This window comes from Klebsiella sp. BIGb0399 (assembly GCF_003752615.1).
Lineage (GTDB): Bacteria > Pseudomonadota > Gammaproteobacteria > Enterobacterales > Enterobacteriaceae > Klebsiella > Klebsiella lignicola.
The window spans coordinates 246,281-260,597 of sequence record NZ_RKHT01000008.1; the positions used below are offsets into that span (position 1 = coordinate 246,281).

The 14,317-nt window shown below is 55.7% G+C and carries 11 protein-coding genes; 3 read left to right on the plus strand and 8 right to left on the minus strand.

The window, feature by feature from the left end:
* Window positions 1-38: 38 nt before the first annotated feature.
* Both EDF82_RS19480 and EDF82_RS19485 read right to left on the minus strand, forming a co-directional pair.
* Entirely contained in the window at window positions 39-1,109 is a 1,071-nt protein-coding gene (locus EDF82_RS19480; protein ID WP_123757155.1) for an ABC transporter permease, read from the minus strand.
* Between the two features lie 13 nt (window positions 1,110-1,122).
* A complete protein-coding gene (locus EDF82_RS19485; protein ID WP_123757156.1) occupies window positions 1,123-2,643 on the minus strand; it encodes a sugar ABC transporter ATP-binding protein in 1,521 nt (506 codons plus the stop codon).
* 223 nt (window positions 2,644-2,866) lie between these two features.
* Here EDF82_RS19485 and yiaJ point away from each other — a divergent pair, with 223 nt between their 5' ends.
* Both yiaJ and EDF82_RS19495 read left to right on the plus strand, forming a co-directional pair.
* Window positions 2,867-3,685: an IclR family transcriptional regulator YiaJ gene (gene yiaJ, locus EDF82_RS19490; RefSeq protein WP_123757157.1), complete on the plus strand. Its 819-nt coding sequence runs from the start codon at window positions 2,867-2,869 to the stop codon at window positions 3,683-3,685.
* Between the two features lie 118 nt (window positions 3,686-3,803).
* Entirely contained in the window at window positions 3,804-4,292 is a 489-nt protein-coding gene (locus tag EDF82_RS19495; RefSeq protein ID WP_123757381.1) for a 4Fe-4S binding protein, read from the plus strand.
* 49 nt (window positions 4,293-4,341) lie between these two features.
* On the opposite strand, the gene avtA is transcribed toward EDF82_RS19495, so the two are convergent.
* Both avtA and EDF82_RS19505 read right to left on the minus strand, forming a co-directional pair.
* Entirely contained in the window at window positions 4,342-5,598 is a 1,257-nt protein-coding gene (avtA, locus tag EDF82_RS19500; RefSeq protein ID WP_123757158.1) for a valine--pyruvate transaminase, read from the minus strand.
* A 173-nt stretch (window positions 5,599-5,771) separates the two neighbouring features.
* On the minus strand, window positions 5,772-7,805 hold the full coding sequence (locus EDF82_RS19505) for an alpha-amylase (protein ID WP_123757159.1): 2,034 nt from the start codon (window positions 7,803-7,805) through the stop codon (window positions 5,772-5,774).
* Window positions 7,806-8,119: 314 nt separating this feature from the next.
* Between EDF82_RS19505 and EDF82_RS19510 the strand changes: the two genes are divergently transcribed.
* Window positions 8,120-8,938 carry a protein bax gene (locus tag EDF82_RS19510; protein ID WP_123757160.1) on the plus strand — a complete coding sequence of 273 codons (819 nt, stop codon included), beginning with the start codon at window positions 8,120-8,122 and terminating at the stop codon, window positions 8,936-8,938.
* A 75-nt stretch (window positions 8,939-9,013) separates the two neighbouring features.
* Here EDF82_RS19510 and xylR read toward each other — a convergent pair whose 3' ends face one another.
* The 4 genes from xylR to xylF all read right to left on the minus strand — a co-directional run bounded on the left by xylR (window position 9,014) and on the right by xylF (window position 14,073).
* On the minus strand, window positions 9,014-10,192 hold the full coding sequence (gene xylR, locus EDF82_RS19515; protein ID WP_123757161.1) for a D-xylose utilization transcriptional activator XylR: 1,179 nt from the start codon (window positions 10,190-10,192) through the stop codon (window positions 9,014-9,016).
* A 124-nt stretch (window positions 10,193-10,316) separates the two neighbouring features.
* Entirely contained in the window at window positions 10,317-11,498 is a 1,182-nt protein-coding gene (gene xylH / locus EDF82_RS19520; protein ID WP_123757162.1) for a xylose ABC transporter permease XylH, read from the minus strand.
* Window positions 11,476-13,017, minus strand: a complete 1,542-nt coding sequence (locus EDF82_RS19525; RefSeq protein WP_123757163.1) for a xylose ABC transporter ATP-binding protein — start codon at window positions 13,015-13,017, stop codon at window positions 11,476-11,478. Before EDF82_RS19525 ends, xylH begins: the two co-directional genes overlap by 23 nt.
* A gap of 63 nt (window positions 13,018-13,080) precedes the next feature.
* Window positions 13,081-14,073 (minus strand): D-xylose ABC transporter substrate-binding protein, encoded by a 993-nt coding sequence (gene xylF / locus EDF82_RS19530; protein WP_123757164.1) that lies wholly within the window; start codon window positions 14,071-14,073, stop codon window positions 13,081-13,083.
* Window positions 14,074-14,317 lie beyond the last annotated feature (244 nt).

A 14,317-nucleotide genomic window follows, 5' to 3' on the forward strand; every position in this document is an offset into this window, starting at 1 on the left:
ACTATTTTGTTATTCATTTTCAGTTCCTTACGCGAGAGTCATTGGGTAACGGAGGAGCCTGATGCTGGCGATTGTGTCCGCTGCACCAGTTTTTTATTTAATGCCCGACGGCGTTGGGCGTAGCCCGCCAGGGTAATCGACAGCAGCAGCGTCGCGCCGTTAAACAGCGGTTCGACCCAAAACGCGCCGCCGAACTGCTGGATACCCGCAATACCAATCGCCAGCACCGCAATACCGACCACCGTGCCCCAGACGTTCACCCGGCCGGGACGAATCGTGGTGCTGCCAAGGAAGGCGCCCACCAGAGCCGGGAGCAGATAATCCATCCCGACGCTGGCCTGGCCCACGCCCTGTTCGGCGGCGATGATCACCCCGGTAAAGCCGGTTAAGGTGCTGGAAGTAATGAATGCCCCGATGATGTAACGATTAACGGAAATGCCGTTGAGCGCTGCGGCGACGGGGTTGCCGCCCACCGCATACATGCAGCGGCCGATCGGGGTATGTTCGGTGATAATCCACAGCACCACGGCGGCAATAAGGACGTAGAAGGCCACCACCGGAATGCCGAACAGGTCGGAGTGATGCAGAGCGATAAAGGCATCCGGCAAGTCACCGACGATCTGCCGACCGCCAGAGTGCCAGAGCGCGATGGCGTACAGCACCGTACCGGAACCCAGGGTCGCAACAAAGCTGTCGATATCCGCCAGCGCCACCAGAATCCCGTTCAGTAAGCCGTAGAGCGCAGAGAGCACCAGCACGATCGCCACAGCGACGGGCCAGGAGAAACCATATTCAACCTGCAACGTAATAGCGAGGATGTGCCAGAGCACGATGCCGAAGCCGACGTTCAGGTCGATTTTGCCGACAATCATCGGGATGGTGGCTGCCAGCGCCAGCAGGGCGATTTTCGATTTGCTGTCGAGAATCGCCTGCAGCGTCAACAGGGAAGCAAACGAAGGCGTTGTCAGTGAAAAAACGATAACCAGCATCACGCAGATCGCGGGTAAACCGTAACGAGTGGTCAATTGTCCAAGCCAGGTGGCCGCACCGTGTTCATGAAGTGATACGCGTGATTCCAGGGCCGTCGATTTCATTGATGTTTTAGCCATAACGCACTCCGACTTAATGTATGGTGCCGCTGCCCGATGCCAGCTCAAGCAATCTGGCAAAGGTGACATCCTGGTTGAGAAGTTCGCCGACGATCTGCCCGCGGTTAAACACCAGCGCCCGGTTACAGATGTGCGCCACCTCTTCCAGGTCGTTGGAGATGACCAGAATGGCAACGCCGTTTTGCAGCGCCTGATTGAGTAAATCGTAAATTTCTGCGCGTGCGCCTACGTCAACGCCGGCAGAAGGATCTTCCAGGATGAGCAACGGTGCATTGAGCGAGAGCCAACGCGCCATGACCACTTTTTGCTGGTTGCCGCCCGACAGTGCACTGATTTCAATATTTATCTGCGCAGGACGCACGTCGAACTGGCGGATTTTCTCCCAGCTCAGTGGCGCTTCGCTTTTTTCGTTATAGCGGGAAAGCAGCGCGTGACCGTGTTTACACGGGTTCATAAACAGGTTTTCACGCACCATCATGCCCGGGATCAGACTTTCATGAAGACGGTCGCCGGCAACAAAAGAGATGCCTGCGGACATCGCCTCCCCTGGTGTTGTCGCCGTAAACGGCACGCCACTTAAGGTGATTTGTCCACTCTCCTGCGGCCTGCAGGCAAACAGTAAACGTCCAATTTCTTCCTGACCGGCGCCACGCAGACCGGCGAGTGCCACCATCTCACCGGCACGCAGCTCGAAGGAGACCGGCCCGGTATCGCCCACTTTGACGTTGTCCATTTTCAACAGCACCGGCGCGGTGGCATCGGGTAAGGCCTGACGCTGATCGTCGCGGAGGCTTTCACCCACAATCAGTTCGACCAGACCACGCAGGCTATAGCGACCGATATCGCCGCCCCCGGCGTAGCAGCCGTCGCGCATTGCGCACACGGTATCAGCCATCTCCATCACCTCATCCAGGCGGTGGGTGATGTAAATCATGCCGACCTGTTTCTCGCGCAGGATGTTCATCACGCGGAACAGGTGGCGGACATCGTCAGCAGGCAGTGAGGCTGTCGGTTCATCGAGCACCAGCACCGAGGCATCAACGGCCACCGCGCGGGCAATCGCCAGCAGGGATTTTTCGGTGCGGGAAAGGTCAAACACGCGGTCATCCGGGTCGAGCTGAATGCCGATATCTTCCAGCGCTTTTTGCGCCTGGCGTTTGGTGGCCGCCCAGTCAATCAGGCCGAAGCGACGGGGGAAACCCATCACCAGCGCCATGTTTTCGGCGACGGTCATCCACTCTACCAGGCCTAAATCCTGATGAATAAAGGCGATGGGTTGTTCGTTGCCCTGACGTAACGCGGCGGCGGAATCCACCGGCTGCCCGCGAAACAGGATCTCTCCGCCATCACGGGAATAAACGCCCGCCAGCACCTTAATCAGCGTCGATTTACCGGCACCGTTTTCTCCCAGCAGCGCTACAACCTGGCCCGGATAAATATCCAGGCTGACGTTATTGACCGCCACGTTTCCACCAAAGCGCTTGATAATGTGGCGCATGGATAACAACGGAGACAACACTGCTGCTTCTGCCATTTAAGGTGACCTCCCGATGCGTGGGAAAGAACGTTTTGCACGCTATAAATTTCACTATGCGAAATTTGATTTCAAATATATCGATCATGATTTGACAAAGCAATCGGTGAGGTTGTTTTTGAAATTCAATAAAATCATATAATTACAAAATTTCTGTTCAGATCGTGAAGTGAAACACACTTTGCGCTACCATCAGAGCGGGTCGAAAAGGGGAGCTGACGCGATGGACACAAAAGAGAGAGAAATGACGCAAGATAAAGAAAGGCCTGCGGGAAGCCAGAGCCTGTTCCGCGGGTTGATGCTGATTGAAATCCTCAGTAACTATCCGAACGGTTGCCCGCTGGCGCACCTTTCGGAGCTGGCGGGCTTGAACAAAAGCACCGTCCATCGCCTGCTGCAGGGGCTCCAGTCCTGTGGCTATGTGACGCCCGCACCCGCGGCCGGTAGCTATCGGCTGACCACCAAGTTCATTGCGGTGGGGCAAAAAGCGCTCTCCTCACTGAATATCATCCACGTTGCTGCGCCGCACCTTGAGACGCTGAACCTGGTCACCGGCGAGACGGTGAACTTCTCCAGCCGGGAAGATGATCACGCCATTCTGATTTACAAGCTGGAACCCACCACCGGGATGCTGCGCACGCGGGCCTATATCGGCCAGCATATGCCGCTGTACTGCTCGGCGATGGGCAAGATCTACATGGCTTTTGGTCACCCTGACTATGTCGAGAGCTACTGGGAAACTCACCAGGATATTATTCAGCCGCTGACCCGAAATACCATCACCGGGCTGCCGGCGATGCATGATGAGCTGGCGCAGATCCGCGAGCGTAATATGGCGATGGACCGGGAAGAGAACGAGCTGGGCGTCTCCTGCCTGGCGGTGCCGGTGTTCGATATCCATCGCCGGGTGCCTTATGCGATCTCTATCTCCCTGTCGACCTCGCGCCTGAAGCAGGTGGGCGAAAAGAACTTGCTGAAACCGCTGCGCGATACCGCAGAGGCGATTTCCCGTGAGCTGGGTTTTGCCGTAAGAGAAAACTAAGGCAGATGACCAAATTCCGCTGACGTAGCGAAAAAAAGACCGCTGACTCCATTCAGGATCAAGGCGCGCAGGAGGATTTTTCTGGCACGCTGCCGTTTTATCCCCAATGGAGCAGTTGATGAACCGTTTTATCATCGCGGATGCGCAGAAGTGTATTGGCTGCCGTACCTGTGAAGTGGCCTGCGTGGTCTCCCATCAGCACGACCAAAGTTGTTCGACGGTTTCTGCGACTCAGTTTGCGCCGCGCATTCGCGTGGTGAAAAGCGATGCGCTGTCTACGGCCACCCTGTGCCGGCAATGTGAAGATGCCCCCTGTGCCAATGTCTGTCCGGTTGAGGCTATCCAGCGCGACCGTGGGGTCTGGCGCGTCGACCAGCGCCGCTGTATCGGCTGTAAAAGCTGTATGGTGGCTTGCCCGTATGGGGCGATGAGCGTGATGATGACCGGGGAAGGGGTGCAGGCGTTGAAATGCGATTTATGCAGCCACAGCGAGGCAGGTCCGGCCTGCATGGCGGCCTGTCCGACCCAGGCGCTGCACTGCATGGAACCGATCGAGCTGGAAAGACTAAGCGCCGAGCGTCGCCAGCGCATGGCGCTGGCGATGTAGCGTATTCCCCGGAGGCAGCGCTGGCGCGCCTGCCGGGGCGACGGGTTGGTTACGCGCCCTGTTCACTCCAGGCCCGCTCAATCTCTTCGGCGAGGATTTTCACGCCCGCTTCGATTTTTTCCGGGTCCGGTACGTAGTTCATACGCATACATTGATGGGTGTGCGGCCAGGGTTTATCCAGCCCCGGGAAGAAATAGTCGCCCGGCACCATCAGCACGCCACGCTTTTTCAAACGCTGATACAGCAGTTCGGTGGAGATCGGCAGATCTTTAAACCACAGCCAGAGGAAAATCGCCCCTTCCGGTTTATGAATCAGGCAGCGTTCTTCGGAAAGATAGCGGCGAATGGTCGCGATCGTCTCCTGTACGCGCTGGTAATAGAACGGCTTAATCACCGTTTCTGACAGCCGCAGCAGGTCATGGCGTTTGATCATTTCACACATCATCGCCGGGCCCATTCCGCCTGGCGCCAGGCTGATAATCCCGTTCATATTGCTGATGGCGGTAATGATCTTTTCATTGGCGATGATGATGCCGCAGCGGCTGCCCGGCAGCCCCAGTTTTGACAGGCTCATGCACAGCACAATATTGGGGTTCCACAGCGGTCTGGCATCGCTGAAGATAATGCCCGGGAACGGCACGCCATAGGCGTTATCAATCACCAGCGGCACCCCGTGCTGATGGGCCAGCGCATCGAGCTTGATCAGCTCTTCATCGGTAATGACGTTGCCGGTGGGGTTGGTGGGGCGAGAGACGCAAATCATGCCGGTCTCTTCGGTTATCTGCAGGTGCTCGAAATCGACGTGATATTTAAACTGGCCTTCCGGCAGCAGCTCGATATTCGGTCGTGTGGCGACAAACAGATCCTCTTCGAGGCCCGAGTCGGCGTAGCCGATATATTCCGGCGTCAGCGGGAACAGGACTTTACGGGTGGTGCCATCCGCACGGCGCCCGGCAAAGAGGTTAAATAAGTAGAAAAATGCACTCTGACTGCCATTTGTTAGTGCAATATTCTGTGGTTCAATCTCCCAGCCCAGTTCGTCCCGCAGCATCTCCGCCAGCAGAGTCAGCAACTCGCTTTTCCCCTGTGGGCCGTCGTAATTGCAAAGCGCATCAAGGGCTTTGCCGTTGCTCAGCATATCGGCCAGCAGATTGTTGAAGTAGTCATTCATCTCTGGGATCTGCGCGGGGTTACCGCCGCCCAGCATGATGGCGCCTGGCGTGCGCAGGCCGTCATTGAGGTCTTCCATCAAGCGGGTAATGCCCGAATGACGGGTGAATTTGTCGCCGAAAAGTGAAAATGTCATCGCGGATAATCTATCGGTCTTCCTGGAAAGTGGGTAACCATAACGCCAGCGTTAGCGCGGTGCAAATCGGCAGGATCGACAAAGGTATCGCGATTATTCTTTGATTATTTTGTTCTGCAGTTATTTATTCTGTTAAGGCTCCTCCAGGAACGGAGGAGCCTCCAGAAGGCGGGTTATCGCTGGCCAGCCCACACCACCATGACTTTGTCATCGCCGCTTTCGCGGGTGAAGCCATAGCCCTGCGGCATCGAGAGGGTGGTCTGTTTACCCATGCCAATCGCCGGGTGGCGGGCGCGGAACTGGCCGAGCTTCTGCCAGTGGCTGACGCTGAGGGCGGCTTTACCCTCGACATCCTGCCAGTTCATATCGGAACGGGTTCCTTGCAGCGGATCGGACCCGGTAGGGCCAAACGGCCTGGCGGACTCATCGCCGTAGAAGATCTGTACCGCTCCTGGCGCCAGCAGCAACAGTTCTGCCGCCGACGAGCCGCCTTCACGGAACAGGCGGGTATCGTGAGAGGAGAGGTAGCTCAGGACGTTAAAGGTCTGCAGTTTATCCGCCATCTGCTGCCAGGTCAGATCAATCCCGGAGAGACAGCCTGAGGCCTTCGCCGCCTGGTCTTGATAGTCGAAGTTAATCATCGCATCAAAACCGTGGCGGTAGTAATCGCTCTGCATCACGCCGTGACCCCAGGCTTCGCCGGTCATCCAGAACGGGGCGTTATCCAGCGCTTTGTCCGGGTTGGCCTGTTTCCATTCCGCCAGCGCCGCGGTGGCCTGGGTTTTCAGCTGTTGCCACGCGGCCTGTTCCACGTGCTTGGCGGTATCGACGCGGAAACCGTCGATGCCATAATCACGCACCCACTGACTCAGCCAGTGGGTCAGATAATCGCGCGGCGTGTAGCCGGGGATCGCTTTTGCCGCGGTGTCCGGCTTCTGTTGATAGAAGTTCGGCAGCCCGGAAGCGGTGGTCGATTCGGTTTTCAGGTCCGGCAGGAAGGCCAGCGACATGGTCAGATCGTCAAAGCCGGGGTTGTCGTAGTCGCCAATATCGGTGCGGATCCACTTTTTCCCCCACCATTTTTCCCAGCCGGCTTTATCGCTGAAGTTGATGTAGTCGTTAAAACTGTGCCAACTCTGGCCCGGGCCGGGTTTCCAGTCGGTCCAGTGCTCTCCAAGCGTCTTTTTCAACTCGTTGCCCTGCAGGTACAGCGATCCGAATTTGAACTCCTGCATGTCGGCGAGCGTGGCGTAGCCGATGTGGTTCATCACCACGTCGAACAGGATGCGAATGCCGCGTTTGTGGGCTTCGTCGACCAGACGGCGTAAATCCGCCTCGGTGCCCATATTGGCATCCAGTTTGGTCCAGTCCTGGGCGTAGTAGCCGTGGTAAGCGTAATGGGGGAAGTCACCCTTGGTTCCGCCGCCGACCCAGCCGTGTATTTGCTCCAGCGGCGAGCTTATCCACAGCGCGTTAACGCCTAATGTTTTCAGGTAATCCAGTTTGCTGGTCAGGCCCTGCAGGTCACCGCCGTGGAAGGTGCCAATTTCCTGCATGCCGTCTTTGTGGCGCCCGTAGCTGTTGTCGTTCGCCGGATTGCCGTTGACAAAGCGATCGGTCAGGACGAAATAGACGGTGGCGTTATGCCAGTTGAACGGGGCGTCGGCGGCGGTTTTTGCCTGCTCGAGCAGCAGTAAGCCGTTGCTGTTGTGCGCCGGTTGCAGGGTGATTTTGCCGCCGCTGACCGTGGCGATGTTGCCGCTGTAGAAATCACGGACCTGGCTGCCTTCGGCAAAGGTTTTGCTGACGTCCAGCGTCAGCGGCTTGCCGTCCCATTTCGGGCACTGGCGCAGCGGCGTGGCCGACGCCGTCACCGGCTCTTTTTCCTCCAGCGAGATCATCAACGTCGGCGTACCGGAACGGGTATCCACCGCCAGAGTGTACAGACCTTCGCGGAAAACCCGCCACTGTGCAGGGGTACCGTGGCAGGGTTCCATCGACAGCATCTGGTTGAGTTTTATGGCTCCGGCGGGCTGCCAGCACTGTTGGTCAAAATTAATGTGTAAAGGACGTGTACCCTTCGCCACCTCATTTTGACTGATAAATCGGCCGCTGCCTTCTTCAGTGAAGGCAGGAAAATCAGTGGTGGTCCAGGCGGCGAACGCCATCCCAGGCAACAACAGCGACGCAAGCGCAGCGAGTTTCATTCCGGAGTCCTGTGAGCGGTTTTTACCTAGTGTGCCCGGCAAATTCAGGGATGAACTCATCCCGCCGAGGCTTTTGCAGGGATGACGAAAAGGGGTGAGTGACAGAGGTCAAAAAATAGACAAAAAATGAGACGGCGCTAGCATTTTTGCACCCTCGTAACGGCACCGAAACCGATTTCAGATGACAGCATTTAGGAATTGGACTATTTCTGTTAGTGCTCTCACTGGGTATTTTTGATACTATTCGCGACTCAATTAACGTTTTTTTGCGTAAAACAAGGTGTTGGAATGATTAAATCCGACCAGGAGATCTAATGATATCGATTCCCATGCGACGATATGGGGCGGCGATACTCATGTTACTTACCTGCATATTTTCAGGTAGTGTGTTGGCAACAACCCACACGGCAACAACGAGTCATAAAGCCTCAAAAGTTACAAAAAGTAGTCAAGTTAAGGTAAGCAGTAAACAAGAGTATTCTCGCAATAGTGTAAAGAGCAGTTCACTTCCTGATTTGCGAAAATACCCTTCCGGGACACCAAGGAAAAAAGCGTTTCTCCGGACAGTAATGCCTTATATTACTAAACAAAATCAGGTGATTACCGCCGATCGCAACTGGCTTGTTACTAAGCAGTACGACTCGCGCTGGTCACCGACAGAGCGTACACGTCTGAAGGACATTGCGTCACGCTATAAAGTGAAATGGTCCGGTAATACCCGACACATTCCATGGAACACGCTGATGGACCGCGTTGATATCATTCCAAACAGTATGGTCGCGACGATGGCGGCAGCGGAAAGCGGTTGGGGCACGTCCAAACTGGCGCGTGTGAACAACAACCTGTTTGGTATGAAATGTGGCGGCGGTAATTGCCAGGGTGCCATGAAAGGCTATTCGCAGTTTGATTCTGTAGAGCAGTCGGTTCAGGCGTATGTGACTAACCTGAACACGCACCCGGCTTACAAATCCTTCCGCAAATCCCGCGCGCAGCTGCGTAAAACGGATCAGGAAGTGACGGCCAGCACCATGATTCATAAGCTGAAGGGCTATTCGACCAAAGGGTCGAGCTACAACAACTATCTCTTCGCGATGTATCAGGACAATCAGCGCTTAATTGCTGCTCATATGTAATTGAAAATGCCCGGTGCGCAAGCCCGGGCATTTTTCTTTCTGCACTTTTCCCTGCGTCTGTCTCTGCTACATGCCCTACATCATCACTTCACTGTGCCGGTCCCGGTACTCCTTCGGCGTGACGTCGTACTCTTTCTTAAACACCGAATAGAAATATTGCAGCGACGGATAGCCGCACATCTGTGAGATTTCGTTAATCGACAGCGTGGTGGAGACCAGCAGGCTGCGGGCCTTCTCTAACTTCTCGCTATGAATGATGGTGTGAATGGTATCGCCCACCTCCTCTTTGAAGCGCTTCTCGAGGTTGGAGCGGGAGATGCCGACGGCATCCAGCACCTGTTCGACCTTAATGCCTTTGCAGGCGTTATTGCGGATGTAGTGCATCGCCTGAATGACCGAGGGATCGCTCAGCGAGCGGTAGTCCGTTGAGCGGCGCTCGACGACACGCATAGGCGCAACCAGCCGACGCTGCAGCGGCAGCGGCTCATTATCCAGCAGACGATGCAGCAGCTTTGCCGCCTGGTAGCCCATCTGGCGGGTTCCCTGGGCCACCGAGGAGAGCGCGACGCGCGACAGGTAGCGGGTCAGCTCTTCGTTATCAATCCCAATGACGCACAGCTTCTCCGGCACCGGAATATGCAGCAGTTCGCAGGCCTGTAACACATGGCGGGCGCGGGCGTCGGTCACCGCGATAATGCCGGTTTGCGGAGGCAGCGTCTGTAGCCAGTCGGCCAGGCGATTCTGGGCGTGCTGCCAGTTCTCCGGCGCGGTCTCCAGTCCCTGATAGACCACGCCGCGATATTTCTCTTTCGCGACCAACTGACAGAACGCATGCTCGCGCTCCACCGCCCAGCGCTTGCCGCTGGAGGTCGGCAGGCCGTAGAAGGCGAAACGCTGCACGCCTTTTTCTTTCAAATGCAGAAAGGCGCTCTCAACCAGCGCGGCGTTATCCGTCGCGATATAGTGCACCGGAGGATAGTCGTCGGGATGGTGGTAGGAGCCGCCCACGCCGATAATCGGCACCTCGACCCCCGCGAGCAGTTTTTCAATTTCCGGGTCGTCATAATCGGCAATGACGCCGTCACCCAACCACTCCCTGATATTCTCAATTCGCGCCCGAAAATCCTCTTCAATGAAGATGTCCCATTCCTGTTGCGATGCCTGTAAATATTCACCAACCCCTTCGACAACCTGCCGGTCATAGGCTTTGTTGGCATTGAACAGCAGCGTAATACGGTGGCGCTTTGCAAACATAGTGTTGTTCCCTGGTCTTTCTGACTGGCCATACAATACCGGCCAATGCCCGAATCATGACAAGCGTCTTATGCGCAAATCTGGCGGTAGCGCAAATAATTCGGGCATTATTTTCTTAACGGACCTACCCGCGACGTTTGGTGGCTGAATCCATCCATACCGCCAGCAGCAAAATGGCGCCTTTGACGATGTACTGCCAGAAGGTCGCGACGTCCATCATGCTCATGCCGTTATCCAGCGCCGACATAATAAAGGCCCCCATGACCGCTCCTGCGACGCTCCCCACGCCGCCGGCCAGGCTGGTACCGCCGATAACGCAGGCGGCGATGGCATCCAGCTCGGCAATGTTCCCGGCGGAAGGCGAACCGGCTCCCAGACGCGAGCTCAGAATCAGGCCGGCGATCGCCACCATCAGGCCATTGATAGCAAAGACCGCCAGTTTGGTGCGCTCGACGCTGATGCCGGACAGACGCGCGGCTTCCAGATTACCGCCAATGGCGTAGATCCGGCGGCCAAACGCGGTGCGGGTCGCCATAAACATGCCTGCCAGCAGCAGAGCCGCCAGAATCAGCACCGGCGTCGGCACGCCGCGATAATCGTTTAATAACCAGATGGCGCCTAACACGATAACTGCGGTAATGCTCTGACGCGCCACCGTAGAGGTGGGAGCCGGCGTGGTTAATCCCAACGACTGGCGACGCAGGCGACCGCGCCACTGCCAGACGATAAAGGCCGCCATGCCCATCACCCCGATGCCGAAGCCCAGGCCATCGGGCAGATAGCTTTGGCCAATTTGCGACATCGCCGGGCTGGTGGGGGAGACGGTGGTGCCGTTGGTAATGCCGATGAGAATACCGCGGAACGCCAGCATCCCGGCGAGGGTCACGATAAACGACGGGACTTTGCGATAGGCAACCCACCAACCGTTCCAGGCACCAAGCAGCAGCCCCATGACCAGTGTGACCACGATGGTCAGCGGCAGCGGCCAGCCAAGCCAGACGTCAAAAATCGCCGCCGCACCGCCGAGCAAGCCCATCATCGAACCAACGGAGAGGTCGATCTCCGCGGAAATAATCACGAAGACCATGCCGACCGCCAGAATCCCGGTGATCGCCGTCTGTCGCAGCAGGTTGGAAATATTACGCGCGCTTAAATAGGCCCCCTCGGTGGCCCAGGTGAAGAACAGCATAATCACCACGATCGCGGCGAGCATGACGAAAACCTGCAGGTTCAGCCCCTTGAATCCAGGCAGGCCAGCAGGGGCGGGCGGGATAACTTTAATCTCAGACGACGTGTTTTTCGACATGGGGTTCGCTCCTCAGCGCGGCTTCCATCACCTGTTCCTGGGTCAGATCGTGGTTGACTAAATTGGCTTTCAGCTTGCCTTCATGCATCACCAGCACCCGATCGCTTAACCCCAGCACCTCGGGGAGTTCGGAAGAGATGACGATGACAGCGATACCCTGCTGCACCAGTTGATTAATCAGTTTGTAGATTTCGTATTTCGCGCCGATATCGATGCCGCGGGTTGGCTCATCGAGGATCAGAATGCGGGGATTCAGCAGCAGGCAACGGGCCAGAATCGCTTTCTGCTGATTGCCGCCGCTCAGACGACCGATGGCCAGCTCCGACGAGGAGGTTTTGATTTTCAGCCGCTGAATGGATTGCTGAATGCAGTGCTGCTCGGCGGCATCATCCAGGCTGCTCAGCGGGCCGGTAAACTGGTCTAGCGCCGCCAGGGTGATGTTCTTTCCGACCGCCATCACCGGGACGATGCCATCTTTTTTACGATCCTCCGGCACCATGGCGATACCGTGGGCGATAGCCTGCTGGCAGTGATGAATAGCAACCGGTTGTCCGTCGATGAAAATGTCCCCCTGCCAGCGCCCCGGCCAGACGCCAAACAGGCATTGCACGGCCTCGGTGCGCCCGGCACCGACCAGCCCGGCAATGCCGAGGATCTCGCCTTTATGCAGCGAGAAGGAGACATCGTTGACCCGCTTAATATGGCGATTCACCGGGTGCCATGCGGTTAAATGCTCGACGCGTAGAATTTCATCGCCGCGTTCGTGCGGTTCGTTGGGGTAGAGGGCGGTGAGTTCGCGGCCTACCATCATGGTGATCACGTCATCTTCATTCATGCCGCTGGCGTCGCGGGTGCCGATATGCTGACCGTCGCGAATGACGCAGATGGTGTCGGAGATGGCCTTCACCTCATTCAGCTTGTGGGAGATGTAAATACAGGCGATCCCATGATGCTGGAGATCGCGAATGATATTCAGCAGAATCGCCGTTTCCTGCTCGGTTAATGACGCCGTAGGCTCATCGAGAATTAATAAACGGACCTGCTTATTGAGCGCTTTAGCAATTTCAACCAACTGCTGCTGACCGAGGCCTAAATCGCCGACGCGGGTGTCGGGTGAAATGGCTAAATTAACCTGGGCCAGCAATTTCTGACAGCGCAGGGTCATGGTTTCATAATCGAGCAGGCCATGGCGGGATATTTCCGCACCAAGGAAAATATTCTCCAGCACGCTCAGGTGTTTTACCAGCGCGAGCTCCTGATGAATAATGGCAATGCCTTTGCGTTCAGTGTCACGAATATGATGGGGCGTGATGGTTTCACCGGCAAAAACGATCTCCCCTTGATAGCTGCCGTGAGGATAAATGCCGCACAAGACTTTCATCAGGGTGGATTTGCCCGAGCCATTTTCACCACATAATGAGACAATTTCCCCGGCACTGAGCCGCAGGCTGATATTATCCAGCGCTTTGACGGTGCCGAAGGATTTGGTGATGTTTTTCATTTCGAGTAACCAGGTCATAGATGCTCCGCATAAGCGATATCCGGCTGGACAGAAATAGCGCCCCGGCAGGGGCGCCAAAAATTATAATTCGCTCTTTTTGTGGAACCCGTCTTTGATCACCGTTTGTTCGATATTGTCTTTATTCACTTCAACCGGGGTTAACAGCCGGGCCGGGACATCTTTCAGCCCATTGTTCAGCGTGGTATCGGCTTTCGGTTGCTTATCGTTGCCTAACTCGACGGCGATCTCCGCCGCGGTGGTGGCCAGGGTGGTGATCGGTTTGTAGACGGTCATGGTCTGGGTTCCGGCAATAATACGTTTCACGCCGGCAAGGTCGGCATCCTGACCGGATATCGCCACTTTGCCTGCCAGGCCCTGGGCGCTTAATGCCTGAATGGCGCCGCCGGCGGTAGCGTCATTAGACGCGACAACAGCATCGATTTTGTTATTGTTGGCGGTGAGCGCATTTTCCATAATTTTCAGCGCATTTTCCGGCAGCCAGCCGTCGACCCACTGGTCGCCGACAATTTTAATCTTGCCTTCATCAATATACGGCTTGAGGACTTTCATCTGCCCGGCTCGGAACAGCTTGGCGTTGTTATCGACCGGAGAGCCGCCCATCAGGAAATAATTCCCCTGCGGGGTTTTATCAACCAGACTCTGGGCCTGCATTTCGCCAACTTTTTCGTTATCAAATGAAATATAGAAATCGATATCGGCGTTGTTGATCAGGCGGTCATAGGCCAGGACTTTAATCCCTTCCTGTTTCGCTTCTTTAATGACATTACTTAATACCTGACCGTTGTAGGGAATAATAACCAGAACATCGACGCCGCGATTTATCATATTTTCGATTTGCGACATTTGTGTTTCTTCATTACCATTGGCGGACTGCACAAATACTTTCGCACCTAATGATTCGGCTTTGTTGACAAAAATATCACGATCTTTCTGCCAGCGTTCAAGACGGAGATCGTCAATGGCCATACCAATCTTAACTTCTTTAGCCATACCCGCCATGCTGGTGAGCAGGAGTGAAGCACAGAGCGTGAGGCAAAGGTTCTTTATCTTCATAATAATAACGCCTTTTTTGTAGGGTGCAGGATAAGACGAACGGGGTAAAGAAACGGCCTGGTACTTAGTAGATTCTTAACAGCCAAAGGACCGCTGGCAATTATCTGTGCTTATTTTGCGGTTACGAAATTTCGTTTGTTTGCTGATTTATGACCACGATCTTATTTTTAAAAATGATGGTTTGCGCTATATCATTGATATGTCTCTGAAGGGAAAGTGGCGGTGTGGTTATTAATATCGCGTT